Origin of the sequence: Nocardia sp. JCM 34519.1 (assembly GCF_020361265.1) — a bacterium.
Classification (GTDB): domain Bacteria; phylum Actinomycetota; class Actinomycetes; order Mycobacteriales; family Mycobacteriaceae; genus Nocardia; species Nocardia arthritidis_A.
This window is the reverse complement of record NZ_JAIRBR010000021.1, coordinates 1-16,440: the sequence shown is the minus strand read 5'-3', so window position 1 is coordinate 16,440 and position 16,440 is coordinate 1. Positions and strand designations below refer to the sequence as shown.

Below are 16,440 nucleotides of genomic sequence, written 5' to 3'. Positions count from 1 at the left end.
GATACCACTGCCAGCGGGTGACTCGAGCCGCTAGCCGATCTCGACGATATCGAGGTCGAGTACCGGACAGTCGATGATGGTGAGTTCGGGGTGCTTCACGACGTGTGTGCCCGCTGTATCCGGCGCGTGGCAATCGTCCTTTTGGCGAACCGGGTGGGAGGCGGTGAAGACGGACCGAACAGCTACCCGATGGGAAAAGGGATTTAGCGCCTTGAAATCTCAGCAAGGCAGTCCTACACGGGGACCGAGCGGTTCCGGGCATCCGTCGGCACCTGTACCGCACGTCGTCCGGATCTGACCGAGTTTGCGTCGGCACACTTCGATCGTGCTTATTGACGTCCTTCAAACCGTCACCGCCACCGAGGAATTCACGCCGAACACCACAACCCGGCACCCGAAACGGAAAGGCGAAAGCCCGATGACCAGCGAAATCGACACGTCCCCACAGGCATCGGGTGCGCCGGCGCCCGTCGACCTGGCCACCTCCGCCGCCTCGGATGGATGCGGCCCACGCGGGCGCTGCCTGGGCTGCGCGAAAACCTTCACACTGCGGATCCCCCGCTACGACAAGGTCAGCAACCACCGCTGCCCGGACTGCAGCTGCTGGCTCTACGCCGACTCCGCCGGACCGAACCGCGGGCGATACCTGTGCCCGATCACAGACGAACTGGTCACCCTCGGCCAAACCGGGGTCCAACTCGACGGCGACTACCGATTGATCTTCCAGCCCGGCCTTATCGCCCGCGGCACCCCGCACGAGGACCTGGTCACCGAACCGTACAGCTACCTGCGAGAGGTCCTGGACCGCGTCGGCGACCGCGTTCTCGGGCAGCACTGTGTGGTGGACCGTGACTACGACCCACACCTGTACATCCACCTACCCGCCGACGAGCGCGCTCGCCGGCTCGCCGGTCCCGGTCTGCGCCTGGTCCTGGTCGAAGCCGATGCGGGGATCGAGCCGATCGTGAACGCTCGGCTGACCTACCGCCGCTGCCTGGCTTGCGACGGCCGCGTCCCGGACCTCCCACGCCACCGCATCGGCGCTGCCTGGATCCCTCACCGCCACAGCGTCTTTCGCAACCGAGGCCGCGGTCGCTCGGTCCACAAGCTGGTTGACCCTGGACCACATCCCGCGGGCAGTCTGGCGTGCGGCGACTGCGCTCCCCAGGTGTTGCCGTGACATCCGTGGCGCCGGACCGCGTCCTGCTGCGCACCTGTCTTATTCACTCATCCACCTGCCCGAAGTGGCAGAACTTGCGCACATCCCGCGGTCCGGCGGGTCGGACCATTCCGATCTGAAGGCCCTTAGGGGGATAAGGTTCATGGCCATGACGACGTACTACCTGTCGCGCGAACAACTGGGCCGGATCCACGGCATCGACGCGCACGTCAAGACCTATGCGAAGAAGGGGCTCCTGCCCGAGCCCGACATCGAGATAGGCGGTGACGCACTGGCAGGCGAAGTGCCGGGCCTGGATCCGGACAAGGAAGCCGAGATCCGCACGCGCCCGGGCTATTACCCGGTCACCGCGGTCGCCTGGGAGCGCCCCGGCCGCGGCGCCAGGGAATGGCGCGCGTCGGACAACCGCATGATCCGTGATCGCCGCGGCGCGCCGGCGGGATATTCACCCGAGCAACTGGAGGCCGCAGCGAAAGTCATCGAAGCGGCCGCATGGGTCGTGGTCCACCTGCGCCGCGAACCACGCACCACCGAATCCGAGGCATGGCAGCGGTGGAACGAACTGTACGAGAAGGCATTCACCGGACACCGTAGCGCCCGCGCCGAACTAGCAGCCTTGTTCTCCGACCACGAGATCCCTTCCGCTGAGCACATTCTCGGCATCGGCTGAGCGAGGAACGTCAAAGGTGTGATGACCTGCATAGATGGCATGTCCCTTAACCGTGCTACCGGCCCAGGACACAGGGGAGGGTCGGTCTTCTCGTGGTGGCAGTCATCATGCCCCTGGACGACGGCGTGCACGCCAATACGCCGCTTGTCATGAGGACCATGGCAATAGTCGATGCCCGGATGCGGCGATCGGCTAGCGTGATCCGCCGGATCGGCGGCGGCCTCTGGAATTTCCGACAGCCCCGAAAGGGTATCCCTATGGCCCACACTACAACTCCTTCCATCGCCGTGCCCCGCGCGGTGAGCGATCTGCTCGATGCGGCGGCCGAACTGGCTGGATGTGTCGGCGACCCGGATCTGCGTGAACTTCTGGCGCACCGATGCGCAACTCTGGCTCGAACGCTTCCGGACGTCATCGGTACCTTGCGCAACAGCGACGTCGACGATGAGGTCTTAGCCACCTGGGTCCGCGCAGCCTTGGATCCATATGTGCGGCAAATGCTCGACCGTGACCACAACCCGATTCACCGTGTCCGCCCGGGCGACACCTGGGGCGTGCGGTGCGCCCCACTGGACTGCGAAGAGGCGATGCTGACCTGGTTCCTCGTCGGCGCGACCGGTGCCGAGACTGTCCGCAGCCGAGGGTTGCAGCTTCTCGAGGATCTGACCACGGGTACCACAGACGCGGTCAAGTGCGACATTGGCCCACTGACCTCCGACGGGAACCAACTGGACCGCATCGTCGCCAGCTTCTCCGGGAACTTCGCCGCCGTGCGCAAAGAACTCGCACTGTGGGATCCGGGCCAGCAGACGAATGCCGGCCTCTAGGGGATCCGCTGCTGTCCTAGCAGCGCCCGCCGAGCCGATTCCCGGGCTTATGCGGCGATCAGCGGCGATGCCTATCGGGCGCGGTGGTGCCGGGTCGACGTGCGAGCGCCGGGGCGGGTCAGCGGCTGAACGGGACGAACCGCGGGCGTCCGCTCGGCGGGTCGTTGTCGGCGGGGCCGGTGAGCCAATGGGACCAATCGCGGGCGATCGGCGCGATATCGTCCGGCGACGGGTCGTGCCGAGGGACCAGCCGGTACAGCGCTTCGCGCGCGGCTTCGGCGGCCTCCTGGTTCACGCGGGGGCGCGCGGTGCGGGAGGCGCGCAGCAGCTCGTCCTGGATGGCCTTGAGTGCGTTGTGCAGGGCTGCCACCTCACGCAGTGCGTCACCGACGAATTCGGATTCGGTGAGGGCGGCGTCATTGGTGCGGATGGCTTCCACGGCCTCGATGGCAGTGCGCGCCCACACAGCCATCTGCCAGCAGTGCCTATCGGCGACGGCGTTCCATTGCAGGGTGTAGGTGGCGCGGTCGTCGTCCCAGATCGCCCAGCTACGGTAGCCGCCGCCGTCGATGATCTCGCGGCCCGGCCGGTCGGGATGTAGTCCGGATTCTCTGTGCACCATGTGGGCAAGGATGCCAGGGGTATTAACCGCTGGTCAGGGCGGGTGTATCGGGTTGTTGCACCTGCCATATTGGGGTTGTCGGGCGTATGAATCGCCCGCGCAGAAATACCAATGGGTTGCCTACTCAGCCACGGCTGGATTGTCCATTGCGAGGCAACACGTCTCGCGTTTCGTGGCGACAGAGGTGGTTCATGGCAGGCATCACGGGCGCGGTGGTTCTTTTGCGCCGCGTCTGTGTCGGCTGCCAGGATGAAGGCCTGGCAGGCGACAGCGTCTGCTGATCGGCAACGTCCCGCGGGGAGCGACCATTGTTGGACGGCAAGAGCAGCTGCCTTCTCCCACGTCCGCTACATGCGGTCGCCGGGAGCGTTCTCGCGCTGGACCTCGGCGCGGTCGGCGAACTTTGGAATAACCACAGCGGTCAGCAGCCATCCCGCCACAACGCTGATGCCGAATGCGGCTAGCTCCCACTGCCCTGTTCGAACGGTGCCGCTGACCAGCACCACCAACACCACCAACACCGGGATTTTGACGACGATCTCGGTACTGGTGTTGCGCCAGCGATCGAATAGTGTTCCGGCGACCGCGCCCAAGCCCGCGAATATCGCGATAGCCAACAGAACGTTTGCAACCATTTCGCTCCTTCTACTGTCGTCTGTGGTGGCGCTGCCATGGTCCGCCCGCTGCGATATGGCCAGTGTAAGAATCAGCACCGATAGGCCCTGGTGCCATTGGGCCAGCGTCCATTGCGCCGGAGACGGTTTCGTCCGCCGAGGGCTGGACGCGTCGTTGCTTCGGCCCGTTATCCGGTTAGAACGGCGGGTCATCCCGGCGGGCCCGGGGAAACGTCACCTCACGGGCGGGTGGGTCCGGGGCGGTCGAACTGCTGGTGTCCTCGATCTCGTCTCGGGCATGCACGATGAAGGCTCGACCGGCCACCACGCGGTTGGCATCGAGAAGGCGGTACTCGTAGTCGCACAGGTCCTCGTCGGCACCCGACAGTTCCAATGTGAACCCGGCGGCGCGCATCGACTTGGTCAAGTCGTCCCGGACATCCTCGAAGGTGTCGAATCCGTACTCGTCATAGATGGGTGGCCAGTTCGTGGTCGGCGCTGTGGCGAATGCCCACCATGCAATTTCGGCCGCTTTCAGCTGGTGGTCGGCCATTACGCTGCTTTCAGTGTCTTGATGCGGTCGGGTATGGGTTTCACGCTGGTGAGGTGGTGGGCCAGTACAGGTGGATGGTGGGGCGGACGGCCGCACCCAACTCACCCTTCTGCCGTCGCGACCGACCCCTTCGTCGTCGTGCTGATCGAACACGATGGGATGCGCTGATCACCGCGCCTCCCACAGAGTCCGTGCGACTTGGCCGGTGCTGCGGTCGATCCGCGGACGGCTCGGGCAATTCCACGCTTTGCGCGATTTGCGTTGCGCGACAACGCGATATCCCGCAGCACGTAGTGAACTTCCCGACTCGCCGCACTGGGTATAGGTGATCAAGCGGGTATAGCCGAGAGCTTTCGCCGCTCGCCATACAGCGCCATAGAGCATGCTGTTCGCGTTCGCGGTCGCATCTGTCGCGGAACGGACGACTTCGAGTGTTCGTCCGTCGTCGAAGTGACGGGCAACAGGTCGACTCACCATCGCCACACCGACGAGGGTGTCGCCGAGCGCGACCCCCACCGAGAACTTGTGCCCTACCGGCGGTTCATGGTGCCGGTGGTGCAGCCGAACGAAATCGGCCGCGTCTGCGAAGGACACCGGGCACAAGCTCAATCGCGCCGTCTTAGCCGACGCCGAGTTTTCGGGTGTGCGCCTCATGATCGTGTGTCGATGTGGGTGGCGTGGGCTTGGCGGAGGGTGAGGGTGGTGTGGGCGAGGTTTGTTTCGCCGAGTTCGCGCAGGCGGGTGGCGATCGTGTCGTAGTCGGTGAGCAGGGCCTGTTGATCGGTGGTGGATTGTGTTGTGGTGGTGTGGGTTTGGGTGGTGGTGAGGGTGGTGAGGATGTGGTTGAGGGTGTGGATGATGTCGGTGGTGAGGCGTTGCAGTGGTGGTGGGCCGGGTGGGTCGGGCAGGGGGCTGGCGTGGTCGGCGTCGGGGTATTCGCTGGCAGGGGTGGTGGTGTCGTCGGTGTAGGTATGGGCGGCCAGGATGGTGTCTTCGTGGTCGCGCAGTTGGATGGTGAAGCGGTAGGTGCCGTGTAGGTCGGGGGCGTGTTCGGGGTCGTCTTCGATGGCGTACAGGCTGACCGGGTGCCCGGTGCTGGTGGTCAGGACATCGTCGGCGGCGCATTGGTCGAGCAGGGTGCAGAGCAGCTCGGCGCGCCAGGCGTTGTCGTCGTAGTCGGGGTGGCCGTCGAAGGGGCGGTCGCCGAAGTAGTCGCCTTCGCGGATGTAGTGGGCGACGGCGCGGGCCAGGCGGTCGTGGTCGATGACGTATGCGGCGGCCGGGCCGGGTGGTTCGGTGGTGGGGTTGTTCACGAGCGTGGTCCTTGTGTCCGGTTGTGTTGGGCGGTCACGGGTTTCGCGGGTTGGGCGGTGAGGGCGGGGTGGTGGGCGGTCAGAAGGAGGGTTCGTCGTCGGGGTTGCTGCGGTGGTCGTGGATGGCGTGGTTGGCGGGGTGGTGGGGGTGCTGGTAGCTGGTGGCCAGGGTGATGTCCCACTGGTCGGGCCAGGTGTCGGGGTGGCCGGGTTCGGTGGGGTCGCCGGGGTCGGTGGGAGTGGTGAGCCAGGTGTGCAGGGTGTGGGTGAGGGTGTAGGGGTCGCCATTGCCGTGGTCGAGGTAGTAGGTGGGGGTGCCGTGCAGGCCGGCGTCGGTGACGGCGGGCCAGACCGCGAACAAGTGCTGGCCGGTGTGGTGGTGGATGGCTTCGCTGACGGTGCTGATCTGTTCGGGGGTGGGGTTCCCTGCGAGTGCGCCGCGTAGTTCGGGTGGCAGGACACCGTCCGGGGCGGGTGGCCGGTTGCCGTGGCGGCGTTGGGCTGTGGGCCAGCAGCGCGGCCATGGTGTCGGCGTGGTGGGGATTGACGCTGGTGTAGACGTCGAGGAGATGGCGGCGGTCGTCGTCGAGGTCGTCGCGTGGTTCGGGGCGGTCACTCATGGCAAAGGATCTTTCGGCGAGCCTTCTCGGGGGATTGTCTGCGTGTCATCAGCCGGGTCGTTGTCGTTGCGTTCCTGCGTTATTCGCGGTCCCCGCAGACGAGCCGGACCCAAGGGCGATACTGATACTTGGGAGGTGCTGGCCTCAACTAGCGTCGGAACGTGAGTGCCGTTGCCGCAGTTAGTTGCTGGTCGAGTGGCCCGGCATGGTGGTTGGCCAACCCTCCCCGGCGATGGCGCTGTGTTCAGCGCGAGTCTGGCATTCGGGCGAAGGTGCCCGAATTGCCTTCTACGGCAGCGCTATTGGTTGTTCAGCTTCTCTATCGGCACGCCCGCGAGCCGACCGCGGATCCACTGTCGTTTGCCGCGACCAGGTGCAGCCAGGCCACCGATGCCGTTCAGTGTTGGTGACCAGCTGCCGGATACGACCCGCCCGTACACGTCGAACATCACTCGCACGCGTTCTACCGAACGGCCACGGCGGCGCCGGAATTCGTAAACGAGGGTGTCCGCTGTGACGGTCCATCTGTATTTCTCGGCATCGCGAAGTGCTTCCGCGAGTGCCGATTTCGGGTCAATGGATTCCACGGGTGATTTCCTCGGGTCAGTGGTTCTGCGCGATGTAATCGCGGACCAGCTCGTCCGGATCGGTGGTGGGGTCGACGAGTACGCAGGCGTGCCGGTGAGGGGTGAGGCTGTATTCGTAGCCGCCGAGGACGGTGGTGTATGCGCCGTTGGGGAAAGTGACGGTGAAGGTCCTCGAGCTGTCGCGCAGCATCGTGTTGAACGCGGTGCTGCCGGTATTCTCGTCGGTATAGACGTCGATGATCTCCGCGCTGGACTCGCCGTGGGCTCGTGCCTCGAAGATCCAGGTAGTGTCGGTCGGTTCGCTCGCAGAGCGTTCGGCGTCGTGGTCGACAGTGGGCAGCGAGATGACCACGTACTGGCGGAGAGTTAAATTGGAGAAATTCGCTCCACGCATTTTGAGAATTTCCCCTTGTCGGCGTATGCGGTAATTGCCCCTCCGTGCAGTGGCGACGAAATCGGTGTATGCCGAGTTTTTATCGGCATACACATTGACGACGAACCCGTGCGTTGCGTGGTCGTAGCGGTTTTCGAGAATCCAGATGTAACCGTCGATGTCCGCGTTCTGCATTTGCGGGGCTGTGGTCGTCGTCATGGATTGACTATATCCCCCTTAGGGGGATATAGTCAATATTCGGAGGGTGGCCCCGAATCGTGGCCCGCTGCCAACAACGTCGATCGGATCGAAAATCCCTGTGCTCCAACGGAAATGGCTTGTTAGCGAGGGTGTGATCGGTTCACGTGACAGCGATAGCGTGGATCAGATGGGCCAATCGCTGGTCTCGGGCGACGGTTCCGGACGCGGCACCGTGCAACTGTCTGCCGCTCGTGTCGAGCGCAGCTGACACCGACAGCCATACGACAGTCCAGTTGTCGACGCCGGTGACGTATGCGGTGATCTGGCATGCTGTTTCGAATCGCGCGGTGGCCAGCTGGCGCGCTTTCTTGGTGGGGTGATGGGCGCGCATCCGCTCGCACAGGTTGATCAGGTGATGGATCACCCGGTCGGAGACCGCCGCAGCGCGCATCAGCTGACTTTCCATTCGACGGTGGACACGGTGTAGAGCTCGGCGATGGTGTTGGCGGGCACTCGCAGCCGGTAACGGGCGCGGCATTCGAGGCAGCGGCGCGAATGGTCGTCGCCAACGGCAAATCCGTTGGCGCGCTGGGTGATCTGCCGGTGCAGATCGATGAGGTGGAGTTTGGTGAGGCGACGGCAGCAGGGGCTGCCGGTGACGATCGACTGCCCGCTGAAGTTGGCTTCCCGGACGACGATCGTGCCGGGCCGCAGCTCGGGTAGCCGATATTGCTGGCCGAGCTCGAACCGGCGCGGACTGCCCGGTGTGGTCGAGTGAGTATCAGGCATGAGGTTCCTCGATATCGGCGCGCGTCGCGTCGCGGATGGGCGAATTCGATTCGGGTGCTGCGGGATTGGATAGCGGTGGCGCGCACGTGCAGTGGTGGAGGTGGTGCTGGACGAGCAGTTCGACTGCTTCGGCAAGGGTGTCGCAGTGGCCGAGGGGCTCATCGGAGCTGGTGGCCGGGCACAGGACGCGCCACAGCATTCCGTGTGCGGGGCGGATGATTTCGTGGCCTTCGGCGAGATACCAGGCGTGCGCGAGACGCTGGACGTCCCAGTAGCTGGGCCAGTGTGGGCGCACGCGCGGCGGGCGAACACGCGGAGAGTTCTGGTAGGCGGCCCGGCCGCTGTCGGTGATCACCCACCAGGACTTCTTACGCACGCGTTGGCGGTACACCCATCCGCGCCGGGCCAGCGCGTGCAGGGTCCGGCGGTCGGTGACAGCCAGGCGGCCGGTGTCGTCGGCGCTGGCGAGCGCATAGAACTGGGCCGAACTCATCGACTGTTCGGCGGTGGGTGTCGCGGGCGTCATCGCGGCCCTGCGGCAGACACAGCGGCACGGAACCCATCGAGCGCCGGCACGACGCTGGCGGCCCGATGTCCGGGAGAAGGGGACGTGTCGTTTCCGCTGTTCAGGGCGGGTCGTATGGCGAAGTTGTGCTGCCCGTCGCCGCCGAGGTCGCTGAGGCGGACGTCCAGAACGGGGTCGCCTATCCAGCTGGCGGGCAGCCCCGGGCCGTTGGGGGCCTGGTCGTTGAGCCAGGCCCACAGGTCACCGCCGAGAGTGTAGAGCTGGTAGCGGCTCTGGATGTAGAACCAGCTGTCTCCGCCGTAGAAATCATCGAACAGCTCCCATACGCACACCACATACAGGTCGGACAGATCGCTGAGCTCGCCGAGGACACGGTTGACCGTCTCGGCGCTGTAGCCGCCGATCATGCTGCCGCGCAAGTGTTCTGGCAGCCGGTACCGGGGTCGGGTGATGCTGATGTCGAGCCAGCGCGCGAGCGTGCTCAGCGACCGGAAGATGTGGTCCTGGCCGTCGTCGTGGCGCCGGAAGTCCGTGCTCTCCTCGGACCAGTTGTAATCCACGACTGCGCGCACAGCATCGAGGAAGGTGAGCGAGTCGATGCCCAGGGCATCGTGCGGGGGCCGATCGGTGGCTGCTCGGCTGGTCATCACGGTCATGTCGGTGGTCTCCTGGATTACGAAAGATGTTGTGGTGGCGGCGATTTAGGATCGTGACGGGGCGTGGTAGTCGGCTCTGCTCCGCTGCGGCCGAGCGGTTCGGTGGCGCCGCGGGCGCTACGCGACATCGGCGAGGGACGTGTCGTTTCCGCTGCTCAGGGGCTCGTTGCCGCGATACCAGGTGAGAAACCGGATGGCGTGTGTCTGGTCGAGGACCGCGGTGAGGGCGAAAGTGCTCTCGTCGAGTTCCAGCGAGGTGCCCTCGGCCACCGGGTCGATGTGATCGGCATCGACCCACGCTGCGAGCAGCGCCATTACCGCAGCCGCCCCCAGCCCGGCTGCGCGCACGGTGGCGACCGCGGTGAGCCGGTCGGGGTCGACGGTGACGGTGAGCGCCGCGCCGAGGGTGTCGCGCAGCTGGTCGATGACGAGTTCGAAATCGGGTACCGCGGTGACGAACTCGTCGATATTGCCCTGGGCGACCCGCACACGCTCGACATAGGCGTCGAGCAGATCCTGGGCGCGGTCACGCATCCGCGGATCGGCGATGGCCTCGATGTCGGTGACCGTGACGTTGTACCCCTCGATGCGCGGTTGCCCGCCGAGATACCCGTGAAGCCGGTAGAGCTCGCGCTCGTCGAGCAGCGTGAGGACGTAGATATCGAGGGTGCAGGTGATACGGATGCTCCACCCCGTAGGCAAAGCGATCTTGTCGTTGCTCATGAAGTCACCTCCGAGGGTGTTCGAAAATGGTTGCCGCGCACGGAGATAGCGGCATGGACAAGGTGTTCCGACCGCCAGCAGCGCGTTCGGCCCCAAGGCGCGGTTCATGACCGTGACCTGGGAGAACGACAGGTCCCCGTTACTCACCGGGTCGACGGTGGGTGGCCGGGCGGCGGCGATCAGCAACTGCTCGACATCGTCTTCACCGATCCGACCGACCAGGTAGGGAATCGACTCGGTGAAACCGGCCATGTTCATCTCGCTCGCGGCGTGGCAGTGCAGGTCAATGACGGTGATGTCGAGGCCGTCGACCGAGAGCCCCGGACCTACCGCCATGTCGGTGAGCCGCTCGGCAGTGCCCTTCTCGGCGGCCGCGAGCGCCACCAAGTCGCGGGCGCGCTGATGAACGCCGGCCTGTGCGGAAGATCTCCAGGGCGATGTAGTGCATGATTCCTTCGTCTCAGGTGAGTGCTCGGCACTCGAAAGTCATTGAGGCGCAGCCGAACGCGGTACGACATCGGCGAGCGGGCGCGCTGCTGGATCGGCCACGCTGTTCTGGTGAATGCCGCCCCGGTTCATCGGCGAGTGCTTGTCCATCGGAGGTTCGGGGAACCAGCCGTTGCGGCATGAATTGCTCGGCCCCAGGAAGGGGCCGAGATCAGCTGGGCCTACTTGTATCCGAGGAAGTAGCGCTTCGGGTAGTAGTCGAAGGCTTCGGCTTCCCAGTCGGATCGCCACTCGCGGTTCTCGCGAGCTCGGCCGCGAAACCCCTCACCGCGCAGGTCGTGTCGACCGAGAATGCGGTTTTCGCGCATCATCCTTGCCATATCTGCCTCCTATCGGCGGTTGTCACTCATCAGGCGTCGCTGGTCGATCTACTGCATGATTCCTCCATGCCGGGGAGCGCTTCACATTCGAAAGTCGCTGTGGCGCAGCCGAAGTCAGGGCAGCACTCGGGAGATGGATATGTGGCACACCGAGGTCTATGTCAGGCGGTGACGGGGTGGATGGTCCAAGCGATTCCGGCCCGGCGGGACCAGATCTCGAGCAAGGCGGGTTCATCGGCGGAATCGGGTTGTGGCCCAGCGTCGGGACGGGAACGTAATTCGGTCAGCAGCGCGGTGATCACCACGTCCCAACTGGAGTCGGAGATCAGGAAGTCCAGGCGATGTCCTGGGGCGGCCTGCATCTGGCCGACGTAGGCGATGGTGTCGCCGCGGTAGCCCTCCAGCGCGTCGTCATCATGGACTGCACCGTCGGTCAGGCGAGTTCGCCACCGCTCGTCATCGTTGTCGTGGGTGAACTCTCCGGTGGCTCCGTGGGTGACGAGCAGCTGCAACAGCTCCGACCACTCGGTGTTGTCGTCGGTGGCGTGGCTGCCTTCGGTGATCTCGATCGCGATTATGAGGTGATCACCGTGGTCATCAGCCGAGACGGCCTCGTAGAGAACCGTCCACGTGGCGTCGGCCATCGTAGCGGTCCGGTACAGGTGATGCCCTATTCCGTGTCCGTCGATGATGAGGTGACCGAAGGTGTTGCGTGCCTTGATGCCCATGGTCAACGCGATCAGCCTGTCGGCTGGGATCGTGATGGTGCCGTAGGTGCGCATGCGGGGTGCCTCCTGATGGTTCGGGCTGAAGGGGACATGCCATTTCGCCTGTAAGAGGCGGATTTTCGGTGCTAAGCGGCGCGAACGGCGGGCTCGACGGTGGCGGTGGTTATGCGGCATGCCGCCGGGTGAGGTGTCGTTCGGCGGCAAGGAGTTGTGCGGAGTAATGCACGGTGTGGAAGTTCTCCAGGGCGCGAGCGAGATTGGGTTGCTCGATGGCGGGGCCGTTGGGTTCGGTGAGGATGTCGCCGTTAATATGCGCGGCGTTGGAATACCAGGCCGCCGAGGCTGTTTCGGCGATCTGCATGCTGTGTTCGTTTGCGTGGCGGCTCATCGCATGTCCTCCGAGGTTGCGGTGTAAGGGAATCCGCGGCCGAAGCACAATTCGCCGGTGAGGAACCGCCGTGCCTGCTTGGCGTTGATGTCGTGCCAGCCCGCTCTGTAGCCACGAGCGAGTCCGGAGAAGAACCGGTAGCTGCCGGTCTTGTGGGTGTGCCAGGTGAGCCGGAGTTCGGTGGCTACGTCGCAGCCGGGTGGGCACCACCTGGCGGTGAATTCCACGAAGGGATTGCCGCTGTTGGATGCGCCATGGGTCAGCGCGACGCCGCGCCGGTAGGCGATCGCGGTATCGACCAGGCCCGCCACTGTTTTGGGCATGACGAACGGCTCGGTCGGCGCGCTGGCGCTCCGGCGCACGCCGTGCCGGTTGCTGGTGGAGACGATGTCGATAGGAGAGTCCCAGGAGTCGAACGGCACGATGTAGCCGCCGATACACCGCACCGCGACCCATTCGGTGTGGTCGCGATCGAGTTCCGGGGTTGTCCGGATGACGGTTGCGGCCCCGCCGAAGTAGCCGGGGTGGGGGATTTCGTCTCCGGGCCGGAGGTCTTTCACGGGGATCTGGTGGGTGTCGGCGGCGGCCGTCGGCTGTGGGGGAGTGCTCATCGGTTGGTTGCCTCAGGGGTGGTGAAGGAGGTGGAATCGAATGCGCGGCGCAGGATTTCGGCGAGGTTGCCGAACGCGACGCCAGGCGGATGGAGTTGTCGGTTGTCGCGGTGGGGCACTTCGACGCGCTGGCGGGCAGCGGCGAGCCAGTCGATTGCTCCGGCGGCCGTGCGCGGCACGCTGACGAGATAGGAGCTTTCGGTGCGCTGCACGATCTGGTCGCGTCCGTGCGGGCCTATATTGCGCAGCAGGCTGATGGCGTCGAGGACGTGGTGCAGATGCTCGGGCAGGCCGAGTGCGAGTTCACGTACCGCTATGACGGTCGGGCCGTCGACCCAGTGCACGAACAGCCGGGCTTGGTGGTCGATCCGCCAGTCGAACGTCGTGGCGGGCCAGTGTTGGGATGTGCCGCGCTCGAGCACGCGCTGTGCGGTGTGGATGTCGTCGAGAAGATCGTCGTAGGCAGTCATTAGGACTCCTGTCGAACCACGCACTCCCGCACTGATTTTCGGGAATCATGATCGGTAGTGGGCAGACTAGGCGCGATGGCTATCAAGGTGAAAGACCTTTCGGTGGAAGGGAATTCGCCACACGGAGGATTGGGCTAATGGTCTGGGTCGCTGAGATGGCGCAGGAAGGAGCAGGCTTGGAGCGTGTTGTCGAGCACCTGGGCGACTTTGGTTGCCTCGCCTGCCTGCGGGATCGTGCCCTTCGCCAGGTCGTGGCGGATCTGTTTGGCCAGCAGCCCCAGCCGATGCGCCAACTGCTCGGCGGCTGTGCGTTCCCGCACCAACTGGTCCTCGATCGAATCGTCTTCGTCGTCGAAATAGTCGTCTGTCATGGTGAAAGTCCTTGCGGTTCAGGGGGTTACTGGTTGCGCAGGCGTGGGCAGCGCCACACGGGTTTGTGAATGCGTGCACCCGCGATGTGTCGAGGATGCGAGACCCGCAGACGCGCACGGTCGCGTGCGCGAGGTGACCAACTGCGCGAAGTAGAGGGGACGTGTCGTTAACGCTGGTCAAAGGCTCACAGCGTGGGGCCGACGGAGCCGCCGAGGATGTGCTTGGTGTCGCCGGGCGAGATGGGTTGTTATTCGGCGTCGCCGATGATTTCGGCGTCCGGGTCGAAGGTCGGTCCTTCGGGTATCGGGGTGTAGGTGATGACGACCTCTCCGCTGCCTTGGACTCCGGCGACTTTGCGGCGCACTAGCACTGGCCGCAGGCCGCATCGTCGAAGGGAGAGCGCCCGGCCGGTGGTCCAGTGCACGACGGAGCCGGTCATCTCGGTGTCGTCGAGGTCGAAAACGGCGTATCTGTTGCCGAAGCGTCGGCTACGCATCCATTTGCCCGGGTACAGCCGGTTCTCGGTGTCGGCGACGGCGAAGAACTCTGCGTAGCCGCCCTTTTCGGCGAGGCTGGCTAATTGCTGGTAAAGGCGTACGGTCGCGTCGGCGACCGGTTGACACCGCAGGACAGCGGTCTCGGGGCGCGCGTCGCTGTCGCGGCCGTGGCGTGATTCCGCGGCCAGCGCGTGGTACTCGTCGGCGGTCTTGGTGGGATCGAGTCGGGTGAAAGTCATGGTGTAGGGCTGTTTCTCCGGGTATGGAATGGAGGGATGCCGGAGGTGCGCCCCCGAGCGGGCGCACCTCGGTGCGGGGAAGTCAGCGCCGACGCGCTGGTTAGTTGGACAGGCAGTCGGTGTCGACCGCTTGCAGGTAGAGCGCGAGTTCGGCGGCGGTGCGGGTGACGGCGTGGGCGAACTTGTGGCCCCAGTCGGTGTCGGCGGTGAGGGTGTAGTGGTGGTCGCCGGTGCCGTCGCTGCTGGTGGTCCGGATGGATACGCGCGTGACGGCGAGCGGGGCGAGCTGTTCGGGGTACTGGGCGTCTTTGTGGAGCGGAGCCCATCCGGTGACGGTCCATTTGCGCTGGGACAGGTTCGGGGCCTGACCGCCCGATCGAATGATGATGGTGAGCATGCGCTGGCCGTCGATCTCGGTGACCTGGAAGTCTTCGAGGATCTTCCCGGCGGGGGAGCGGTTTTCGAGGGAGGTAAGGACGGCTTGCCAGCGCCGCCAGATCTCTCCGTGGCTGTCGGTCCAGCGGGCTTCTTCGCGTTCGCGCAGAACGTTTTTGAGAGCGGTCAGCCAGTCGCTGAGCAGTCCGGTCGGCAGGGCGGCGAAGTGGCGCTGGTGCAGCAGCTTGTTCATGGCCTTTCGCGGGGTACGGACGAAGGTGCCGGTGTCGACTTGCTTGCCTCGCCGAGTGAGGGTGTAGGTCCGTTTGGCGCCCTTGCCGTCGGGGGTGAGCGTGGCGGTGTAGTCGCCGATGGTGAGCGTTTCGGATGCCTTCTTGCCGGTCTGCCAGGTGCCCTCGAGCGGGGTGGGCAGGACCAGACGGTCATCGATGGTGGTCGCGGTAGCCAATGTGAACCTCTTGACAGTTAAGGTTGCTGGAAGTTTTCCGAAGCTCAGTCGAGCGGCTTGTGTGATGCGCGCGCTCAGCCTTCGGTGGGAGGCACGAATTCGACGTGGCGGGGGTCGATTCCACCGCTGCATACGCCGTTTTCGAAGCGGATCGCGTAGCGCGTCCAGGGGTTGGACGCATGGGATTCGACGTTTGTGATGGTTCCGAGCCAGCCGGGTTCAAGGGTCGGCATGTGGTCGAGGTGGTCGATGGCGTCCCATCCGGGAAAGCTGGGCGCGAATCCGCGTCCGGTGATGGTGTCGAGGGTGCGGACTCGGCGGCCTTTGTGGTGCGCGTGGATGTTCATCGGTACTCCAGGGATGTTGCAGGCGTGCGGGATTCGGCTCCGCACGCGTGGGGATGTGCTTGGATTGCGTCAGCTGTGGCCTGCGCTGAGGGTTTGGTTGACGGCGGTGAGCGCGAGCTGTAATGCCTCGGCGAATGCCCGCAATTGCTGAATCTCGCGCTCGGTGTGCGGGCGGTTGCCTCCGGCGGCTCGCGCGGCTTGGTATCCGAGATCTTTGAGCGATGGCTGGTCCGGGGTGCCGAAGATGAGTGCGGTGATCGTGTCGGCGGGGCTCGGGTTGGTGTCGCTGGTCATCATGGGTTTGTCTTTCGAGTCGCGCCGAGTTCACCTGGATTGCTCTGAGGTCGATCAGCGGGTCAAGGGGGTGTTGCTGGAGATGCGCTATTGCTAGATCAGCCGGAAAGGGCGCTTGCTGTTGCGCGTGACGCGGTGGATGTAGAAGTCCATGTCGTCATGGCGATTCTGGCTTCGGAGGCTGCCGCAGCCGTCGAACCAGAAGACGGCGAAGCGGCAGCGGCCGTCCGTCCCGGCGTTGGTGTCGATTGGGTAGATGAGGATTTCGTTGGGCTGGCGGAAGTCCTTGGCGGTGATGTTCAACCTCATGAAACAACTATATCCCCCTAAGGGGGATATAGTCTAGAACAAGATTTGTCACGATTTAGTAACGTGCTAGGCGACGGCGTAGCCGTTGCCGTGTCTCTTGTGTGGTTTGAATCTTGTTGTATTTCAGTCTTTTTGGTTATGATCTTGCTGTATACTGTTGATGTGCAAAGGAATACAAGTATCGTGCTTTCTACCCCGCGTAGCGGGGTGTTGTGGAGAGTGGGGGAGTTGGTAGGTGGTTGTCCGGCGGAGCCGGGCAA

General features: G+C 64.7%; 27 protein-coding genes. 3 read left to right on the top strand and 24 right to left on the bottom strand.

What is annotated here, in order from left to right:
* The first annotated feature begins 325 nt into the window (after positions 1 to 325).
* The 3 genes from LGY53_RS34830 to LGY53_RS34820 all read left to right on the top strand — a co-directional run bounded on the left by LGY53_RS34830 (position 326) and on the right by LGY53_RS34820 (position 2,677).
* Positions 326 to 1,180, top strand: a complete 855-nt coding sequence (locus LGY53_RS34830; RefSeq protein WP_225730947.1) for a hypothetical protein — start codon at positions 326 to 328, stop codon at positions 1,178 to 1,180.
* A 64-nt stretch (positions 1,181 to 1,244) separates the two neighbouring features.
* On the top strand, positions 1,245 to 1,850 hold the full coding sequence (locus tag LGY53_RS34825) for a hypothetical protein (RefSeq protein WP_225730946.1): 606 nt from the start codon (positions 1,245 to 1,247) through the stop codon (positions 1,848 to 1,850).
* Between the two features lie 92 nt (positions 1,851 to 1,942).
* Positions 1,943 to 2,677: a hypothetical protein gene (locus LGY53_RS34820; protein ID WP_225730945.1), complete on the top strand. Its 735-nt coding sequence runs from the start codon at positions 1,943 to 1,945 to the stop codon at positions 2,675 to 2,677.
* A gap of 118 nt (positions 2,678 to 2,795) precedes the next feature.
* On the opposite strand, the gene LGY53_RS34815 is transcribed toward LGY53_RS34820, so the two are convergent.
* The 24 genes from LGY53_RS34815 to LGY53_RS34705 form a co-directional block, all read right to left on the bottom strand.
* Complete coding sequence (locus tag LGY53_RS34815) at positions 2,796 to 3,299, bottom strand: hypothetical protein (RefSeq protein ID WP_225730944.1); 504 nt, start codon at positions 3,297 to 3,299, stop codon at positions 2,796 to 2,798.
* A gap of 347 nt (positions 3,300 to 3,646) precedes the next feature.
* Positions 3,647 to 4,012: a hypothetical protein gene (locus tag LGY53_RS34810; RefSeq protein WP_225730943.1), complete on the bottom strand. Its 366-nt coding sequence runs from the start codon at positions 4,010 to 4,012 to the stop codon at positions 3,647 to 3,649.
* Positions 4,013 to 4,109: 97 nt separating this feature from the next.
* The gene (locus LGY53_RS34805; RefSeq protein ID WP_225730942.1) at positions 4,110 to 4,466 is read right to left on the bottom strand and encodes a hypothetical protein; all 357 of its coding nucleotides are present in this window, start codon (positions 4,464 to 4,466) and stop codon (positions 4,110 to 4,112) included.
* 168 nt (positions 4,467 to 4,634) lie between these two features.
* Positions 4,635 to 5,120 (bottom strand): XF1762 family protein, encoded by a 486-nt coding sequence (locus LGY53_RS44505; RefSeq protein ID WP_374111278.1) that lies wholly within the window; start codon positions 5,118 to 5,120, stop codon positions 4,635 to 4,637.
* Positions 5,117 to 5,779: a hypothetical protein gene (locus tag LGY53_RS34800; protein WP_225730941.1), complete on the bottom strand. Its 663-nt coding sequence runs from the start codon at positions 5,777 to 5,779 to the stop codon at positions 5,117 to 5,119. Before LGY53_RS34800 ends, LGY53_RS44505 begins: the two co-directional genes overlap by 4 nt.
* Positions 5,780 to 5,858: 79 nt before the next feature.
* Positions 5,859 to 6,395, bottom strand: a complete 537-nt coding sequence (locus LGY53_RS34795) for a hypothetical protein (protein WP_225730940.1) — start codon at positions 6,393 to 6,395, stop codon at positions 5,859 to 5,861.
* A gap of 303 nt (positions 6,396 to 6,698) precedes the next feature.
* Positions 6,699 to 6,986 carry a hypothetical protein gene (locus LGY53_RS34790; RefSeq protein WP_225730939.1) on the bottom strand — a complete coding sequence of 96 codons (288 nt, stop codon included), beginning with the start codon at positions 6,984 to 6,986 and terminating at the stop codon, positions 6,699 to 6,701.
* 16 nt (positions 6,987 to 7,002) lie between these two features.
* Entirely contained in the window at positions 7,003 to 7,578 is a 576-nt protein-coding gene (locus tag LGY53_RS34785; RefSeq protein ID WP_225730938.1) for a hypothetical protein, read from the bottom strand.
* A gap of 142 nt (positions 7,579 to 7,720) precedes the next feature.
* Positions 7,721 to 8,011: a hypothetical protein gene (locus LGY53_RS34780; protein ID WP_225730937.1), complete on the bottom strand. Its 291-nt coding sequence runs from the start codon at positions 8,009 to 8,011 to the stop codon at positions 7,721 to 7,723.
* Positions 8,011 to 8,349, bottom strand: coding sequence for a hypothetical protein (locus tag LGY53_RS34775; protein WP_225730936.1), 339 nt, complete (start codon positions 8,347 to 8,349; stop codon positions 8,011 to 8,013). The genes LGY53_RS34780 and LGY53_RS34775 overlap by 1 nt, the downstream gene beginning before the upstream one ends.
* Complete coding sequence (locus tag LGY53_RS34770; RefSeq protein ID WP_225730935.1) at positions 8,342 to 8,875, bottom strand: hypothetical protein; 534 nt, start codon at positions 8,873 to 8,875, stop codon at positions 8,342 to 8,344. The genes LGY53_RS34775 and LGY53_RS34770 overlap by 8 nt, the downstream gene beginning before the upstream one ends.
* Positions 8,872 to 9,531 carry a hypothetical protein gene (locus LGY53_RS34765; RefSeq protein ID WP_225730934.1) on the bottom strand — a complete coding sequence of 220 codons (660 nt, stop codon included), beginning with the start codon at positions 9,529 to 9,531 and terminating at the stop codon, positions 8,872 to 8,874. The genes LGY53_RS34770 and LGY53_RS34765 overlap by 4 nt, the downstream gene beginning before the upstream one ends.
* 117 nt (positions 9,532 to 9,648) lie before the next feature.
* The gene (locus LGY53_RS34760; protein WP_225730933.1) at positions 9,649 to 10,641 is read right to left on the bottom strand and encodes a hypothetical protein; all 993 of its coding nucleotides are present in this window, start codon (positions 10,639 to 10,641) and stop codon (positions 9,649 to 9,651) included.
* A 281-nt stretch (positions 10,642 to 10,922) separates the two neighbouring features.
* Positions 10,923 to 11,081: a hypothetical protein gene (locus LGY53_RS34755; protein ID WP_225730932.1), complete on the bottom strand. Its 159-nt coding sequence runs from the start codon at positions 11,079 to 11,081 to the stop codon at positions 10,923 to 10,925.
* A 161-nt stretch (positions 11,082 to 11,242) separates the two neighbouring features.
* Positions 11,243 to 11,863 carry a hypothetical protein gene (locus tag LGY53_RS34750; RefSeq protein WP_225730931.1) on the bottom strand — a complete coding sequence of 207 codons (621 nt, stop codon included), beginning with the start codon at positions 11,861 to 11,863 and terminating at the stop codon, positions 11,243 to 11,245.
* Positions 11,864 to 11,972: 109 nt separating this feature from the next.
* Positions 11,973 to 12,197: a hypothetical protein gene (locus LGY53_RS34745; protein WP_225730930.1), complete on the bottom strand. Its 225-nt coding sequence runs from the start codon at positions 12,195 to 12,197 to the stop codon at positions 11,973 to 11,975.
* Positions 12,194 to 12,808, bottom strand: coding sequence for a hypothetical protein (locus LGY53_RS34740; protein ID WP_225730929.1), 615 nt, complete (start codon positions 12,806 to 12,808; stop codon positions 12,194 to 12,196). The genes LGY53_RS34745 and LGY53_RS34740 overlap by 4 nt, the downstream gene beginning before the upstream one ends.
* Entirely contained in the window at positions 12,805 to 13,278 is a 474-nt protein-coding gene (locus LGY53_RS34735) for a hypothetical protein (RefSeq protein WP_225730928.1), read from the bottom strand. The genes LGY53_RS34740 and LGY53_RS34735 overlap by 4 nt, the downstream gene beginning before the upstream one ends.
* Positions 13,279 to 13,412: 134 nt before the next feature.
* A complete protein-coding gene (locus LGY53_RS34730; RefSeq protein WP_225730927.1) occupies positions 13,413 to 13,649 on the bottom strand; it encodes a hypothetical protein in 237 nt (78 codons plus the stop codon).
* 248 nt (positions 13,650 to 13,897) lie between these two features.
* Positions 13,898 to 14,386, bottom strand: a complete 489-nt coding sequence (locus tag LGY53_RS34725) for a hypothetical protein (RefSeq protein ID WP_225730926.1) — start codon at positions 14,384 to 14,386, stop codon at positions 13,898 to 13,900.
* 100 nt (positions 14,387 to 14,486) lie between these two features.
* Positions 14,487 to 15,230: a hypothetical protein gene (locus tag LGY53_RS34720; RefSeq protein WP_225730925.1), complete on the bottom strand. Its 744-nt coding sequence runs from the start codon at positions 15,228 to 15,230 to the stop codon at positions 14,487 to 14,489.
* 74 nt (positions 15,231 to 15,304) lie between these two features.
* A complete protein-coding gene (locus LGY53_RS34715) occupies positions 15,305 to 15,577 on the bottom strand; it encodes a hypothetical protein (protein WP_225730924.1) in 273 nt (90 codons plus the stop codon).
* A gap of 69 nt (positions 15,578 to 15,646) precedes the next feature.
* Positions 15,647 to 15,874 carry a hypothetical protein gene (locus LGY53_RS34710; protein WP_225730923.1) on the bottom strand — a complete coding sequence of 76 codons (228 nt, stop codon included), beginning with the start codon at positions 15,872 to 15,874 and terminating at the stop codon, positions 15,647 to 15,649.
* Positions 15,875 to 15,964: 90 nt separating this feature from the next.
* Positions 15,965 to 16,180, bottom strand: a complete 216-nt coding sequence (locus LGY53_RS34705; RefSeq protein ID WP_225730922.1) for a hypothetical protein — start codon at positions 16,178 to 16,180, stop codon at positions 15,965 to 15,967.
* Between the last annotated feature and the right edge of the window lie 260 nt (positions 16,181 to 16,440).